Origin of the sequence: Agrobacterium sp. InxBP2, from assembly GCF_026191755.1 — a bacterium.
Lineage (GTDB): Bacteria > Pseudomonadota > Alphaproteobacteria > Rhizobiales > Rhizobiaceae > Agrobacterium > Agrobacterium pusense.
In genome coordinates this window covers 42,531-57,558 of record NZ_JAINDY010000034.1, presented here as the reverse complement: position 1 = coordinate 57,558, position 15,028 = coordinate 42,531, and the positions used below count along the sequence as shown (strand labels likewise).

14 protein-coding genes are annotated in these 15,028 nt (G+C 51.1%); 5 read left to right on the top strand and 9 right to left on the bottom strand.

What is annotated here, in order from left to right; genetic code table 11:
• Positions 1-31 precede the first annotated feature (31 nt).
• Positions 32-832 (top strand): DUF2958 domain-containing protein, encoded by an 801-nt coding sequence (locus tag K7A42_RS22115; protein WP_282455889.1) that lies wholly within the window; start codon positions 32-34, stop codon positions 830-832.
• A gap of 8 nt (positions 833-840) precedes the next feature.
• On the opposite strand, the gene K7A42_RS22110 is transcribed toward K7A42_RS22115, so the two are convergent.
• A complete protein-coding gene (locus K7A42_RS22110) occupies positions 841-2,175 on the bottom strand; it encodes a hypothetical protein (protein ID WP_282455888.1) in 1,335 nt (444 codons plus the stop codon).
• Between the two features lie 96 nt (positions 2,176-2,271).
• Between K7A42_RS22110 and K7A42_RS22105 the strand changes: the two genes are divergently transcribed.
• A complete protein-coding gene (locus tag K7A42_RS22105; RefSeq protein WP_282455887.1) occupies positions 2,272-2,565 on the top strand; it encodes a DUF6626 family protein in 294 nt (97 codons plus the stop codon).
• Here the strand turns inward: K7A42_RS22105 and K7A42_RS22100 are convergent.
• The 8 genes from K7A42_RS22100 to K7A42_RS22065 form a co-directional block, all read right to left on the bottom strand.
• On the bottom strand, positions 2,542-3,594 hold the full coding sequence (locus K7A42_RS22100) for a hypothetical protein (protein WP_282455886.1): 1,053 nt from the start codon (positions 3,592-3,594) through the stop codon (positions 2,542-2,544). The two genes, K7A42_RS22105 and K7A42_RS22100, sit on opposite strands and share 24 nt — an antisense overlap.
• A gap of 2 nt (positions 3,595-3,596) precedes the next feature.
• Entirely contained in the window at positions 3,597-4,124 is a 528-nt protein-coding gene (locus K7A42_RS22095; RefSeq protein WP_282455885.1) for a hypothetical protein, read from the bottom strand.
• Between the two features lie 30 nt (positions 4,125-4,154).
• Positions 4,155-5,438 (bottom strand): hypothetical protein, encoded by a 1,284-nt coding sequence (locus K7A42_RS22090; RefSeq protein WP_282455884.1) that lies wholly within the window; start codon positions 5,436-5,438, stop codon positions 4,155-4,157.
• A 48-nt stretch (positions 5,439-5,486) separates the two neighbouring features.
• Complete coding sequence (locus K7A42_RS22085; protein ID WP_282455883.1) at positions 5,487-6,344, bottom strand: hypothetical protein; 858 nt, start codon at positions 6,342-6,344, stop codon at positions 5,487-5,489.
• Between the two features lie 109 nt (positions 6,345-6,453).
• Positions 6,454-7,317 carry a hypothetical protein gene (locus K7A42_RS22080; RefSeq protein WP_282455882.1) on the bottom strand — a complete coding sequence of 288 codons (864 nt, stop codon included), beginning with the start codon at positions 7,315-7,317 and terminating at the stop codon, positions 6,454-6,456.
• Between the two features lie 330 nt (positions 7,318-7,647).
• On the bottom strand, positions 7,648-8,217 hold the full coding sequence (locus K7A42_RS22075; RefSeq protein ID WP_282455881.1) for a tyrosine-type recombinase/integrase: 570 nt from the start codon (positions 8,215-8,217) through the stop codon (positions 7,648-7,650).
• A gap of 178 nt (positions 8,218-8,395) precedes the next feature.
• Complete coding sequence (locus K7A42_RS22070) at positions 8,396-9,436, bottom strand: restriction endonuclease (protein WP_282455880.1); 1,041 nt, start codon at positions 9,434-9,436, stop codon at positions 8,396-8,398.
• 179 nt (positions 9,437-9,615) lie between these two features.
• On the bottom strand, positions 9,616-10,056 hold the full coding sequence (locus tag K7A42_RS22065; RefSeq protein WP_282455879.1) for a metallopeptidase family protein: 441 nt from the start codon (positions 10,054-10,056) through the stop codon (positions 9,616-9,618).
• Positions 10,057-10,386: 330 nt separating this feature from the next.
• Here K7A42_RS22065 and K7A42_RS22060 point away from each other — a divergent pair, with 330 nt between their 5' ends.
• Genes K7A42_RS22060 through K7A42_RS22050 form a run of 3 tightly spaced genes read left to right on the top strand, consistent with a single transcriptional unit; the run spans position 10,387 to position 14,496 of the window.
• Positions 10,387-12,033: an Alw26I/Eco31I/Esp3I family type II restriction adenine-specific DNA-methyltransferase gene (locus tag K7A42_RS22060; protein WP_282455878.1), complete on the top strand. Its 1,647-nt coding sequence runs from the start codon at positions 10,387-10,389 to the stop codon at positions 12,031-12,033.
• A 1-nt stretch (position 12,034) separates the two neighbouring features.
• Positions 12,035-13,192, top strand: coding sequence for a DNA (cytosine-5-)-methyltransferase (gene dcm / locus K7A42_RS22055; protein WP_282455877.1), 1,158 nt, complete (start codon positions 12,035-12,037; stop codon positions 13,190-13,192).
• A complete protein-coding gene (locus K7A42_RS22050) occupies positions 13,189-14,496 on the top strand; it encodes a DUF3883 domain-containing protein (RefSeq protein ID WP_282455876.1) in 1,308 nt (435 codons plus the stop codon). The genes dcm and K7A42_RS22050 overlap by 4 nt, the downstream gene beginning before the upstream one ends.
• The last annotated feature ends 532 nt before the right edge of the window (positions 14,497-15,028 follow it).

The following is a 15,028-nucleotide window of genomic DNA, read 5'->3' as shown; positions in this document are numbered from 1 at the left end:
TTTGTTTCGCCGAAACGGAGGCGAGATATGGATGCAGATACAGCGCAACAATGGCCATCAAGGCGAGAACGATAACGGCAGGATACCGACACAAACCCAAATCGATCTTGCACCGCTGTTCGCAACTGATCTTCATATCGGGTCAAAGTGGCTCTATAAGGTCAAGCGTAAAGGGACGGCGCTCAATCTTCGCTATGACATTGACGGTGTTCTTCACCAGCGCAGCTATCTGTCGGCGCTGTCATGGCGGGCGATCATGCTGTTTGCCTTGAGCGACGGCAAAACCGTGACTGTTCACGAAATGGATCAGCCGGGACGATATCGACAACTCTTTCCGAAATCCCTGCTGCGCCGCCTTCAATGGCACGCAAGACCGAACGCGAATTTCCCGCCTGTCGCCAGACTATACGACCCCGAGGGCAGCACCGTCATGCTGCTGACGCGGAGCCGACTTTGCGGCCACGCTGTCGATGTGCTGCATAACCTCACCGATGGCGGGCCGGTGTTTCAGCCTCTATGGATTTCCGACATCATTGCCTTGCGTCCCATGCTCGGAATTGAGCTTGTCCGGGACGAGACATTTGCGCCGACAATGCCGATCAGCGCATACATCGAAGCCGCCGCGATGAGCGGTAGGATTGTAGACGAGCCGGAGGTTTGCAGTTTGTCTATCACTCACATCACACCTTTGCTTAATGCTCCACCGACATTGAGGGCTGTTCACAGTGTCTTCGACGCGGCGTGCCGTGAAAATCCGAGCATGACGAAGCTGCGAGGTCGAACGATCTATGAGGACTACTCATTTCTCGCGAGTATCGAAAAAGTTCTTTGAGCAAACTTTTATGGCTGCGTCATATCTCCGCGTGGAACGCCACTAGCTTGCTTCAACGCTATAATACTACGCAGGCGTTCGGAGAGGCTTATAACGTTTCCAGTGTATCTGGATGTATTGCTGATAGCTCTCGCATCCGAGCGATTGTCTGTCGGTAAGAGGCTGTCAACGTCGATATCTGTCCAGTTCGTATCCTGTACAATATTATTATACACACATCGCGTTAAGCCACTTCCCACATCGAAGATATCCGTACTACTTCTCGAAAGAACACGACTGTCTTCGACGACGGAAATCCCATTCAACTCCGATGCAACGGAACGGTCAGGTATCGCATCTGCCGATTTCTCACCGTCCTCAATATCCTTATCAATTGAAATGCTCGAAGACGTGATACGTTGATCACCGCCAACTGCGTTTTCTTTGGCTTGCCCGATGATAACGCGAAGCGATTGAAAGCCTGATCGCTCCACACATAGCCAATCCACATATGCGCGGATATCTTCAGCTGACCACCAATTGCGTTCGGTTGGCTTTGCCTCATCGGCTTGTTCTGTCTCGATGAAGTCCTGAGCATCCGGCCGCTTGTAGTCACACTCGATGCGGAACTTTAGGCAATATCGGACGATGTTCTGAATATTGTCGCCGACATCGCGATATGTACGAAATGGCTGGATATCCACCTGATATTTTGCTGTGTGGGTTTCCTTGCGTAAGGCGCAGGCAATTTCTTCCGTGGGCAATTCGCCCTTGCGAACTATTGCATGAAGATGCGGACGCCAGATTGTTTTGTTGGGAGCTTCCATCAAAGGAAATCCTAATGCATCCAAGGCCAATCGTGTGTTACGGCCACAGGTTTCGAAATCACCGAAGCTCATGCGATCGACTTCCCACCAGCCCATCAACTGAAAATCGTTCCAGCGGGTGTCCTTTCTCCGCTGGCGATCTATAAAAGTCCTTAGGCGGCGCTTCTCATTTTCAACGAGAACGGTCATGCCGGAGAAGTCCAATTGCGGTGGCAGCAGGATCGTTGCGAACGCCAGTTCGTCATTGGTGGCATCACAGAAAATCTTTTTAACTGCCTTTCCCGTTTGCACTCCGCGTTCTCGCAGATGGCAGCGCGGACAAAGCGGGACACGGCAATAATCGATGTTTCCGTAATCATCTACCTCGCCACAGGTTTCCATCCGGCGTCCGGCCAGATGGTTCACCGGCAGTGCTGCTCTTACATATTGACGCTGAGCCTCATTCGCTTTCGTCAACGTTCGGATTTGGCGTCGCTCATAACGGGTGAAGACACCCTTCGTCATCAAATCCGCCCTTAGCTGTTCCATACTTGTCATTGAAAATCCTCTGCTGAAATAACGTGCTATTTATCCAGCACCATTTTAGCGCCTTGGCCTCTTGAAAATAAATATTTGTTTCAAGGAGATAGCAGAATGAAGATCAAAGACATTTACGAGGTATTACAAGCAGACGGGCTGACGAATTCGCAGATGGAGTTTTCTCGCATCTGGCTCGGACGTAGCCCACGCTATTATTCGCATCTCATCGCCGTTAATCGAGAGCCGGGGCTTGCCACGCTTTGTGGGATTTCATGGCGGCTGAAACGTATGCGCTTAAATAATCTCCCCCGGCTACTAGATTTACAGCAGAAACTCGCCAGCGAGATCGAACGGCGGACGGTCACCGATGTCCGTCGCTCCGGCCTACGCGGCCAACGCATCATATAGTACTGCTCCGTCGAAGAACTTGTTCCTGATATTGGACGCAAGCACGTCCGCATGGTCTTGCCATTGGTTCGTCCTCGCTTTAGTCAAGGCCGACCGCATATGCGCTACGAGTTGCAATTTGCAACGCTGGTAGCTGTCCCAGTCCGCGGTCCAAGCGCACGGGTAGAGACATTCCCTGGGATACATTTCAGAATAGGAAAGCCGGTTCGGCGCAATCGGCATAGCGCCGCACAGCAGCCCCTCATAGAGACCAATTCCGAGGGTTTCCTGCAAACTCGCGGAGAATACGGCCACGGACTGTCCCAGCAGTTCATGATACTCGCGCTTCGTCAGCTTCGCCTCCTGACAAACGCGGAATTCGTATTCAGGAAACTCGGTCGCCAGATCGCGGAAAATTTCGACCTGCTTTTCCGGCGCGATGCGGTGTGGGAACAGCACGAGCTTGCGCTTGCACAATTCGAGGTGAGGCTGAAGGTTTGAAGGCAAATATTCCATCGGCCAACCACAACGCTGGATCCGGCTTTCATCGTTGATCCCATGTGCCTCTTTGAACAGATCGATATGGAAGCGCGTGGCGAACATGTTTAGGTCGATTGCCTCAAACAGCGAGCGCTCGAAATCCCGAGCCCATGTGACATCGGGAATGCGGCCAAGAAAATCGTGCGGATCATGGCTACCTGCGTGCCAGAGCGCTACGGTTCGAACGGGAATCCGCAGCAAATCGCTAATATAACGCAGAGCGACAATCCCATAGTGCCAGGCATCAGTGAACAAGAAGCAGTCACTGTCCTTAACGTCGCCTCGCTCAAACAACGCAGCGATTTCCGCGATCTGCTGAGACTTGAAGATGTTGGTCGCCGCGAAGTTAAGGAACGCTCCCGGCGTGGTTTCTTGCTGTTTCGCAACGCCTTCGATGACGCGGATATCCTCGTTCGGTAAGGCCTGCCGGATTTGATCCGGCAGATGCGTGGCCCATTCACCCGTATAGCGTTGCTCGTGTGCCTCAAGGCCGACGACGTAAATGACCATAATCAGACCTCCTTCCGCTGGCAAATCGTGAGACTGATCCAGAAAAGACCAGTGCCGATCAGCTTGACGCCGATCCCGACGACTAGCGAATGAGGATCGAGTATCCCGAGCGCAAGAAAGAGCGCGGCAGTATCCACAGGCACGCCGACCAGTGAGGACAAGAGGATGCGTTCACGCATCGGTCGCTTCGTCATGGTGTAGATTCCCCAGTCGGCCAGCTCCGAGACAACGAAGGCGCTAACACTGGCAAAGGCGATTGTAGGACCGGCAAGCGCGTATGTGGCCACGGCCGCAGTGCTCATGACAAGAAGTACATAATGCCCGATAGCCTGCTGCGCGAAATCCCGCAGAACGAATACAAAACCAAAGGCGAAAATCGCCGGAGGAATAACAGTGCCGAACAGCGGCATCATCGGTAGCCAGATCATCAGGAAATTGCTGAAAACAATCGTCGCAAAATAGACAAGCGGCCAGCACAGCGCGGAAAACCCCAGGCTAACGTGACCAACGACAGTGGTGAGAGTACGCATTACTATTCTCCTTTTGCCGCGATGCGGCGATTAACGATCAAACCCTGTCGGGTCGTTGACCAAACGGGTGTTTCGGCTTTTGTGAGCCAGGCTATCGAGCAGCGGTCGGTGCTGCCGAATGAGGGACATCGGTTTTTCTGCGTGGAGGATTTCACGCACGAGTTCCGTGAGTTCGATGAGGCGGGAAGGTAAAACCGCTAGTGCCTCCCCGACTGGAAGCCGAAGACGCCTATTTGCTTCGGCTACGGCGTAGCTCAGCGCCCAAACATTGTGCGCGGCGAGAACCGCATGCGACATGTCATCCCAAGATGTCTTGCGACCGCTGGCATGAAAGTTCAGGTCACCCAGCGTAAGACGGTCAGCAAACGGGCTAGACATTTTCCATGACGCAGTGCTGCCGACAAACGAGGCGGCAACCGGCATCTTGACGACCGGCACATAGAGGCTTTCGCGCGTCAACGATGGCGTCCCGAAGCCCCGTTTGAACCTTCCGGCAAGCAGGAACGGAGTTGCCGTATCGAAAGAAACGAGAATTGCCTCATCGACAGTCGCACGAAGGCCGTCCTGTATCGCGGTCAGCCCACAGCCAATTTCGGGATGACCGACTCCAAGAAAATGCAGACGCGCGCCCGGCAAAATGAGTGCTTGGTCCCGCATCATCACCAGCAACGTAAGCACAAGCGAGAAATAGGTCCGCGTCGCTCCAGCAAACGCCCAATCCTCTAGCGCTCTTGCACCAAAGCTGCATGGGTCATTGAGGAACTTGACCGCTTCAAACCAGTCGATAGCCTGCTCAAAGCTCAGACCCTGAATGACGTTGAGCAGTCTGGTCTTGCCCGGAATACGGTTCGAGATCGCGTATCGCGCATTCTCGACGGTGAAATCAAAGCACTCCCGAACATTGCGAAGAAAGCTTTTCGGATTGAAAATGGAGGAGGTCGGGCCGTCGAGGATCGGCGCTGCTTCGAACTGCTCGGAATACCGCAGTAAATCGAACATCGTGCGTTCGGAGTATTTTTCCGCGCCAGTTGAAATCTGATAGCCACCGCTGTCAATGAGGGCGGCGCTAAGGCGCTTATCACGGCCCGCAACCATGGTGTCACGCGCCTTCAATCCGCTAAAGGCGGACTGCAGAAAATGCCCAAGCGTCATCAATCCATGGCCGCTCAGCATATCGAGCTGTTTGTTCGTGATCCGGCCATTAGTCCGCGCCGCAACGTCCGTGCGCGACAAAGCTTCCGAATACCAAGGCTGCACCGCAGCGCGATAACACGCGCCGTCGTGACGCAGCGGATCACAGGTCCGCGCGGCCATATTCATGCTCCACATTCATATCTGATAAGGGGGTAAAGCTGGCCGCATTTAGCGGCCAGGGGCCTTCAGGATCGGGCCGTAAATGTGAAGCTGATCGCCAATCGTGCGACCTTCGAACAGGAATGTATCACCAGCCAGGCCGAAAGGCAGATCAATCGTGGCCACAAGCGGCAGTTTCTGATTGATCTCACCGACAAGACACGTGTTGGCCAACTCGTTCTCCGCCTTGTCCGTTGCAGAAGGCGACTGACGGCCCACGACACGTTCTTCCGCGACGCGAGCGGGAACGGGCAGCGGGACCGGCTGCGGCGGCTCAACAGGTTCGGAGCGCCGATCTTTCACGATCTTTGCGAGGGCATCACGACTCGAACCTTCGATCAGTCGAAGAACCTCGCTGGCCGTGCGAAACGACGGCACAATGCCGTTGTCTGCACAAATAATCTCAATTCCCGAGAGCGCCGTGGCACTCCGAGAGATTTCCGACTTATGTGCCAGTTCTTCGGCGTTCTGCGCAGAAAGGTAACGAAGCACAGCAGCATTGATGGCCTGCTCGTTATCCGTATTTCCGGCAATGGAGACTCCCGCCTTCTCAAGCACGCTAGCGAGATAGCCGCCGATGTCCTTGGCCTCAGCCTTCCAGCAAAGGGCACGGCATAGAAACCGAAGCTTGTAGCGGCGGCTAAGTGACAGCGTGATATTAGTGTATCTCCGGTCATGCGACCGGATAAGGTGGGCCGTTTCCTCAAGCACCGCCTCGTCGGTTGTGAGCTGCTCTTTGCACTTGAAGCCGCGCCAAATGTCATCTGCGTCGGGAATGGACTGCGCCAAAGCATGCGCGTCTTCCGCAGTTGCGTCGAAATCGGAAGCTGCGTTCGATGCGCTGATGCTTCCGTTGATGTACCGCATGAAATGCCTCCGTGCTTGTTAACTGAAGGCAATTCTGAGGGCGGAATCCGCTTTCGAAAAACATGGAGTAGCGTTTTATGTCATTGAATATGCAGACATTTGAGAAATTTTATTTTCGCCGCCTTTTTATTTCTCGCCGCAAATCGCTGTGACGCTCATAAAGATCGGCGACACCCCGGGCGTCGGCGTCCGCAACCTTGAAGCTTTCCGTCGAGTGATCGTATTCCGCTGCCATAATGCAAGCGGCGACGATGATGTTTTTGTCACGCCCCTCCCAGCTCAGTCGGCTAATGAACGTGTCAGCATTGAACCGCTCAATCAGATGGCAATAATCCTCGGGAAAGTACTTCTCTTGTTCCTGCAAGAAATGGACCAGGGCATCCATAGCGCGAAGCCCGGGGGCCGTATCGTCAACAGACCAGTGTCTCCATCTCTTGTAGAGCAATGTCTCTTCGATATGCATTTTAGCCGGATTGATAGTATCCTGGGCATGGAATTGACGACGGAAGTCTTCGAATAGCGTGTCGATATCCCGGCCACGCAATGCGGAGAGATAACGTCGCACCTCGGGCGAAATGCGCTCTTTGTTCGAAACGAGGTCTTCCGATGGGGAAAATACCTTCTCCATCTCGGATTTTGCTTTCGCGCCGATTTCTCTAATCCGCGCCGCGCGCTGGTCCTCAGTGAGGCCATGGTTCCTGCGCTTATTATCATAGGCTTGCATTCCGGCCGCCAGATCGAATTTGGGATGGGCAAGTTTATATATGATTGCTTCGTCGCGTGATTCGATATTTGAATCCTTTCGGAACTGACCTTCCGGCATTGCGGCGAAAATTGGCCACACATCCGCGCTAGCGTTCTTGATCGAGGATTTCGTAGCCGCGATTGTCTCACGCCGGAGACGGTTGCGTTTACGGCGCGCGATTTTCAGTTCTTCGTGATCCGCTGTCGATGCTCTTGTTTTCTTAGCCATGAAGGTCCACTCTGTAGCCGGTTCGATGACATTAAGCACAGCCTGTTCTATCGTGTGTTAAGCGCACACGTGCAATATCCCGGCACCTAACGTTGCAAGCTGCAACGTCTCTCTGTTTTCAAAGCCAGACATTGAAAGACTTTTTCGTATACATATACCAGACATACAGTTCGTATACTGATCTAGTGCAACTTACTGGGGGTGAAGTCATCATCGATCTCTATAGAGGTTGCCACAACGAAGGGGTATTAATCAAAGGTAAATAAAAGTTACATCGGACAGTTTGTCCGAATGGATACCAATACGCTGCCGTATTCCATCGCAGATGCATTACAGCAAATCGACAGCCGCTTTCATCATTTCATCACGGACGTCGATATAACGCTGGGTGGTAGTCAGGTTTTTGTGGCCCGCCAGCATCATAATGACCTTCGGACTGACCCCGGAATGCGCAAGCCGAGTGATAAACCAGCGGCGACCGCTGTGCGATGTAGCTCCATCTAATCCGGCACTCCGGTAAAGCTGCCCCATCAACTGGCAAAGGGTATTTGCCGAGAATGCTGTTTGCTTTTGTGTGAGCAGCAGAGGCCCATCGGTGTTCCGATCATTGATCCATTCGCCGCAATATCGCTCAATCTCCCGGCGTAGCTTCTCGTTGAGGAAAACCACTCGCGCATGACCACCCTTAGTGATCTCAGCCCGCAGCCGCAATTGCTCTCGAACCTTCTCATCACCGTCGAAGACATCGCGGACAGTTAGCGCAGCAATCTCGCCTACACGCAGGCCTGCGAGATGCGAAAGCAACAATGCCAGCCTGTTGCGCCCGGCATGTTTCATCTGCGCGACCACGGCCAGCACACGTTTGAATTCTGCATCCGTCAAAACACGCGCCTGCTTCATCAGAACCTCACAAAAAACAGCGTTGCCATGCCATTCGTTATGTTGCCGATGATTGCGTAGGGCCACCGGAGAGTGCCACCGGGGAATTGCTCTGCGGGTGCAGCAGGTTAATGGTTGAGAGAGCTGGAACCTAAGAAAATGTGTGTTTAATTAGGTTTGACCCTATGGCAGCGCGATTTTACGGGGAAGGCAAATCTGGAACGTAGATCTGCTTCAGCGGGACAATTGCTCGATAACGAGGCGAAAGCTTTCCATAATTTTCCAAGATCATCGCTACAAAAGCTTCGCCGTCGATCAATCGCAACTTCGAACGATTTCGTTCAAGCTCATTCGCCGATCTGCTGAATGATCCAAGAGATACGAAAAGACCAAATTCGCCTTCGCCTAAGGTGCCCAACAACTGATTTACCTCTGGCGAGCCGTGTTGGGCAGTTGTTCGCTTACACTGGATTTTAATTATCGGGGGCTGAAAGCCAAGAGCATCCATATGAGCAATCACGTCAACACCGCCATCGGCCGACTTCGGGGTAAGGCGGGCTGTATAACCCATACATTCCATCAAATGCGCGACAAGCTCTTCGAACTGATATCCGCTAAGCTGTGCCATGATACGTCTAACAACGAAATCCTCTGTCGTTTCTTCTGCTTGCCGAGAAACCGCGACAGTGGCGCTATCATCGTCCTCGACCTCTTCCTGGACTTCTGCGACCGGTCCAACTCCAGCCACATGCACGTCGCCCTCACCCAATCCAATTTTAGAAAGAAACTCGGCCGCATGGCGTTTGATACGAAAAAGGGTCAGAAACGACCCAACTTCGTTCAGGGCACTTTGGCTGAACTCGTTGCGGGGAAAGTGCCCCAACCACTTAACCAGCTGCCGGTTAGGATAATCGTCGGAGTCATTCACGTCGTACGCGCTTTGCCCAAGAAATCTTCCGATATTAATCATGCGATCTGACTTGGATGGGTAGATAACGAAATCGCCTGCTTGAATCTCATGAACAAACTTAAACACAGTCCCAGCATCGACCGGGATTGCGCCCGGCTTAATGTCGACGTAGGCCTTTGCCATGGCGCGTTTGTAGTCTTCTCGTGTCTGTCCGACCTGTCTTACATCACCCAACGCAGGCCATCCTATGGCAACATAACCACCCTGTATTGGTCGGTCTTCCACGTGTACGCCCATGTGCACGCCCCAGATAGTCACGTCTTTCACCATTATCACTTCCAGTTTAAAACGACTTCTAAGATAGTATAATTCATTTATGAAGGTACATTTGCATAACCTTATCGCTTCGTTCCCGCGAATTGCTTGAGAGCTTACTTTATCGCTATGCAAAAGACGATTTCGGAAAAGCAAGCTTTGACGGCAAATAGCCTGGAGAAAAGCCGACAACCCTAGCGATCTGTAGCCGCCTCATCAGCGCTTTCTTCAATCCGCTCCATGTCATCGTCCGAAAGGCCAAAGTGGTGGCCGATCTCGTGGATCAGGACGTGAGTGATGATATCGCCCAGCGTCTCTTCGTTTTCGGCCCAGTAGTCGAGGATCGGGCGACGGTAGAGGGTGATGCGGTTCACCATCTCGCCGGTTTCCATCGTGAAGCGCTCCGAAATACCTCGGCCTTCGAACAAGCCCAGCAGATCGAAGGGCGTTTCAAGAGCCATGTCCTCGAAGACGTCATCGGTGGGAAAATCGGAAATCTCGATGATCAGGTCTTTGGTCAGGGCGCGAAATTCGTCCGGCAGGTGGCCATATGCCTCGATGGCAAGCGATTCGAAGGCTGAAATTGTTGGCGCGTGGCGGTCCCGCCAATCGTCGGTATTGTCTATGCGGGCCATTTCTGCTCCTTGCTGCGGACGGTTATATATCGGTGCGCAAGAAAAATCGATGAAAATATCCGCGAAAAAAATTATCAAATGTTCGACGTTTGGCGTGTCATTTTCCGCTTATCAAGCATAATCCCTGTCATACACTGTCGCCGTTCCAAGTCTCCCTTCACACTGACGAGAGGCGACTTCGAGAGTGATCAAACGACGGCTACTATAAACTCCAAAGGCGTTGTACGCGCAAAGCCTGCAGGGTGACATTGAAATAGAAATTAGCTAACACGGACGTTCCCAATTTGTTCGCGCGGTAAGGTTCAAGTTGGCAACTGTTAGAGGTTTAAATTGTTAGAGCTGAGTTACCCTGGGGCAGATTTGCGCGCCGAGAGCTACAACGGAAAGTCTTTGCACGAACGGGTCCGAGGTAAATTCTACACTCCCGAAATTCTAGCTGTACAGCTAGCTAAATCGGTTGTTGAAAGCATCCAAAAAAGCACGACGAAGCGGAAAGACATATTTATTGTTGATCCCTTCTGCGGCGATGGTCAGCTCTTGTGCTCCTTTCTAAAAGCAGCATCGAGATTAGAACATTTCTCGAATATTAGGTGGAGCATCCATCTTTATGACATCGATGAAGAAGCCGTAAAGGAAGCTAAATCGAGGGTTCTAAGCGCTGCGTCTTTATTAGGCGTATCCGTCAGCATCGAAACGCGGGTAGGAGATAGCTTTTTTTATGAAAGTCCAACCAAATTCGATATAGTTATAACAAATCCCCCTTGGGAGTTGTTGAAGCCGGACAGGAGAGAAACCTCACACATGTCCGCATCGGAAGCGGCCTCATATAGAGACAGTCTGAAGAAACTTTCAGACCGTCTTGAAGCGCGATTCCCCGACTCCAAGTCAAGATCAGCTTGGGGAGGTTGGTCCACCAATCTAGCACGGTGCGGCTGGGATCTCAGTATCGACATGACCGCTAACGATGGCGTTGTAGGTATAATACTACCGGCATCTTTGCTTGGAGATCAGTCGTCGGCCCGCCTGAGAGAGAAAGCATTTACTGCGTGCTCTGTTGAAGAAATCGCCGTATATCCTGCTGAAGCTAGGCTGTTTGCAAAGGTAGATCAGCCAGTCGTAACTTTGATCATGAGCCCTGGCAAAAGCATTTCAAAAAAATCGAATTTTGTCGCCTACGACGCCAGCGGGAACAAGGCGAGTTCGCAATTTATCGAAATTGAATCTTATTTCGAAGCCGATCGTTTTTACACCTTGCCGGTTCTGCTTGGTCCTTCGGGCTTTAAATTTATGTCAAAATTTCATGGTTTTAAGCCACTCGAACATTTTGAAGGAACTGAAGATAATCAACTCTGGCTTGGTCGGGAGCTAGACGAGACGAGAATCAGCGAAAAAATTGGAGCTGGTTCGTCGCACCCATTCATCAAAGGAAAAATGATCCGGCGTCATGAAATTTTGGCCGGCCCTCAAGATTTTGTCAAAACTGAATTTGTTAAGGGCATGGAATCTATAGGTAAGAATCGTATCGTTTGGCGAGATGTTTCGAGGCCCACGCAAGAACGCCGTATGATAACTGCTATGATTCCACCGCAATGGATCGCGGGGAATTCACTACATGTCGCTTGTTATCGAGATGGCAATCTACAGCGTACACGAGCATTTTATGCCATTATGTCATCGCTGATGGTTGAATTCCAAGTCCGATTCAGATCAGCCACAAACCATATGTCTTTAGGCGTTATCAGACAGGCAGCTGTTCCTGAAATTACTGCTCGTAACGAAAAACTTCTGAGCGAGCTTGTTGCAAAGGTTTTGAATGAGGATGCTGAAGATCGCAGCGCTCATCTTTTAGAGATTGCCGCTGCAAAGCTATATGGCTTTAGTAGGGGAGAAATGATTTCGCTGCTTGATTGTTTACCCAAAGTCTCCGACTCTTCGGCTGAGTTAATGACGCAACAAGCATCGTGGTCCAAATTCTGAAATGATCGCTAATCATCAAGCCGCATCCTTGAGCCAACTGGACCTAGAGATCGCGAAGGCGGTCCCTCCAGGCGGCAACTGGAAGGATATACCTCTTTCTATCCCATCACAACGGATAGCCCAGATACGCGCTAGCGCGGCGGCAGGTAAAGGTTCGCGGTCCACATACTACGGACGGCTCCTCTACGATCTACCTGCCTTTACAATCGGGACGTACTACAACAGACCGGGAAATGGTTGCTTTCTCCACCCTAGCCCTTTGCAGCATAGAACGTTGTCTCACCGCGAAGCAGCACGTTTGCAATCGTTCCCCGACAGCTTCGAATTTCTTGGCCCTCAGCGCGCTGTCTGTCAGCAGATTGGTAACGCCGTCCCGCCCTTGCTCGCTATGCAATTGGCAAAAGCGTTAGGGGTTTCAGGCCAGATGATAGACGTATTTGCTGGGGCTGGTGGTCTGTCACTTGGTTTCAAGTGGGCAGGTTGGGAAACCATCGCCGCGACCGATTTCGATAAGAACGCTATAGAAACCTTTAAAAAGAATGTCGACAGCAATGCCTTTGTGGGCGACATGATGCTGGACGAAACGATCGACCGACTTGTGCAATCTTCGGAGAGGAAAAGCGGTGGGGGCATACTTGCTCTCGTCGGCGGACCTCCGTGCCAAGGATTTTCAACAGGTGGGAAGCGCCGATCGGAGGGAGATCATCGAAACCACTTGTATCGCAGGTACGCACTTCTTTTGAAAAGAATTAGACCGGACATTTTCATTTTCGAAAATGTCACCGGGTTGCTGAGCATGTCGAAAGGAACGTTTCTGGCTACCATACTCAGTGAGTTTTCAGATCTCGGATATAAAACCAGTGTGCTCAAGATCAACGCAGCGGATTATGGTGTACCTCAACGTCGAAATCGGGTGATAATCGTTGGTACACCCGAAGGAACAAACTTAGACCTGTCACTTCAGCCTTCTCAAGGTTTGAGAACAACAGTTCGAGACGCGATAAGCGATCTGCCAGTACTATGTGCTGGAGAAGATGGGGCATCCAAATCCTACCTTTCCGGACCGAAGTCCGCATATCAAAAATTAATGCGTGGGATTTACTCTCCGACAGATTACCTCGGCAAGACGACTAATCAGGACGAGACATACGCTGCATGATACCCATAAACGACGCTGATCTTTTCGAACGTTCGCTCGAAATTCTTCAAGATTCCGTTGGTAGACGCTACTTAGGGAGAATCGTCCAAATTTTCTTAGCTTGCAAGCAGATGGGCAACGGCGTTCCGCAAGTCGGTGATCCCATGGGCCTTACTACAGGCCAAATCGAGGAAATATTAGACGATCTTTATAGGAAGCCAAGCAGGACAAGTGACTATAAAATTCTGATATTATTTGAAAATGAATTCAAAGTTGCTTCACGGCAGCTGGGCGGTACGCTGACAAGCCCGTCCAATATTTGGAGAAACAATCTTAATTTCCAAAAAGGGTATATGTGCTATGGCACAGTTACGGAATTTCAAGATCGCACGTTTTTGTTGCAATCCCGAACGCTGTGTCCTCATCTTGATCCCGTTGTACCCAAAACCCTGAGAGGTGCAGGGTGTAAGCTGAAGCCAGGCGCGAAATATCGCAACGAAGATCACGCCAAAGTTTTTAGAAAAGATCCATCAACTGACGAATATTTTATACATGATCTCAGTGATGTTGAATTTTACCGAAACATAGTTCGCCCGAATAATGGCGATAAGCTACCAATCGTACCTCTTATAATTGCTTTATATTATGATAGCAGCCTGGCTGCGGGACGCGTTGCCGTAAGCTTAAGCGACTTCCTTGCCGATTTTGATTTCAGTCCAAAAGAAGCCTCAGAATACTTCGAGGATTCTCAGACATCTGCTGCTCACACTGCAATTCTGGCGACAGGGAAAATCACGCCTTGGGTAGAGGAACTTGTTCATCTCTCGGCACCAGTTTCAGCCGCGCTGCCAAGCACAACATCACCAGTGCCGACACCGAAGACGCCCTCGTCAACTAAGACGCCCTCAACTAACGCAACTAACAAGACAGCGAAAACCTCGCTACCACCAAAGGGCGGCTTTTGGTGGAATGCTGAACAGGCGGTTCGGGATTTGTTGGTAGCCGACGGTTGGACAGTAATGGACGTCAGTCGAATGGGCGTTGGTTGCGATTTCAAAGCTACTAAAGATTCGACTTTGAAACTTATAGAGGTAAAGAGCTCCGCCGGACCATGTGCACCCGTTTTAACAAAAAAAGAATATTACGAAGCCTGCCATAATCGAAGCAACTACGTGCTAGCTATAGTAGAAAACTTCCTGCCTACCGCCGCATTAACTGTGCAGTGGGTCCATGATCCTGCAAGTTTACAAGTTACAGAGCGATTAACGAAAGAATACTACTTACCTCGCTCAGTTTGGAAGCCACATAAATTAGATAGTGTCTGAGTTCTGCAAATCTGAGCTGCCAATCTCGACATTCAACGAATACGGCAGTTCACCGACGATTAAAGAGACAGGTGACACAGGTAGATCAAACGATAACGCTCCTAAACCGCGTGAGATAGCGGAGATTAAACTAAATCAAAGATTTCATGTAAAGTGGAACCTTAGCACAGCATAAGGTCAAAGGTCTTGTAGTCAACTTACCACCAATGTCTGCCAATTCCGATGACACTCCTAGACAGGTCAAAAAATTGAACTGAGCTAGCCGGAGCTGGTTCACAGTACTCGTAAATCTAGCGCAGCCTTAACGCACTGCAAAATCTATCTATTGAAAATCATATACTTACAACTAATGTCTTCCAATTCCGATTCCAAAGGTCACAGGTTCGAATCCTGTCGGGTGCGCCATTTTACGCAGAACGTATCGCCCCGGATTGCCACGCACCGTTTTTTGACGGAAGCCTATGGAGGCGTTGCCGCATCCGCCAGGCAGCGTGCTTGACAATTGCGTGTCGCAACAGTCTTCCCCAAAACG

Bases quoted from the DNA above. Each gene is read 5' to 3' on its own strand.
- K7A42_RS22115 (WP_282455889.1), top strand. From the start codon at position 32: ATGCAGATACAGCGCAACAATGGCCATCAAGGCGAGAACGATAACGGC.
- K7A42_RS22110 (WP_282455888.1), bottom strand. From the start codon at position 2,175: ATGACAAGTATGGAACAGCTAAGGGCGGATTTGATGACGAAGGGTGTC.
- K7A42_RS22105 (WP_282455887.1), top strand. From the start codon at position 2,272: ATGAAGATCAAAGACATTTACGAGGTATTACAAGCAGACGGGCTGACG.
- K7A42_RS22100 (WP_282455886.1), bottom strand. From the start codon at position 3,594: ATGGTCATTTACGTCGTCGGCCTTGAGGCACACGAGCAACGCTATACG.
- K7A42_RS22095 (WP_282455885.1), bottom strand. From the start codon at position 4,124: ATGCGTACTCTCACCACTGTCGTTGGTCACGTTAGCCTGGGGTTTTCC.
- K7A42_RS22090 (WP_282455884.1), bottom strand. From the start codon at position 5,438: ATGGCCGCGCGGACCTGTGATCCGCTGCGTCACGACGGCGCGTGTTAT.
- K7A42_RS22085 (WP_282455883.1), bottom strand. From the start codon at position 6,344: ATGCGGTACATCAACGGAAGCATCAGCGCATCGAACGCAGCTTCCGAT.
- K7A42_RS22080 (WP_282455882.1), bottom strand. From the start codon at position 7,317: ATGGCTAAGAAAACAAGAGCATCGACAGCGGATCACGAAGAACTGAAA.
- K7A42_RS22075 (WP_282455881.1), bottom strand. From the start codon at position 8,217: ATGAAGCAGGCGCGTGTTTTGACGGATGCAGAATTCAAACGTGTGCTG.
- K7A42_RS22070 (WP_282455880.1), bottom strand. From the start codon at position 9,436: ATGGTGAAAGACGTGACTATCTGGGGCGTGCACATGGGCGTACACGTG.
- K7A42_RS22065 (WP_282455879.1), bottom strand. From the start codon at position 10,056: ATGGCCCGCATAGACAATACCGACGATTGGCGGGACCGCCACGCGCCA.
- dcm (WP_282455877.1), top strand. From the start codon at position 12,035: ATGATCGCTAATCATCAAGCCGCATCCTTGAGCCAACTGGACCTAGAG.
- K7A42_RS22050 (WP_282455876.1), top strand. From the start codon at position 13,189: ATGATACCCATAAACGACGCTGATCTTTTCGAACGTTCGCTCGAAATT.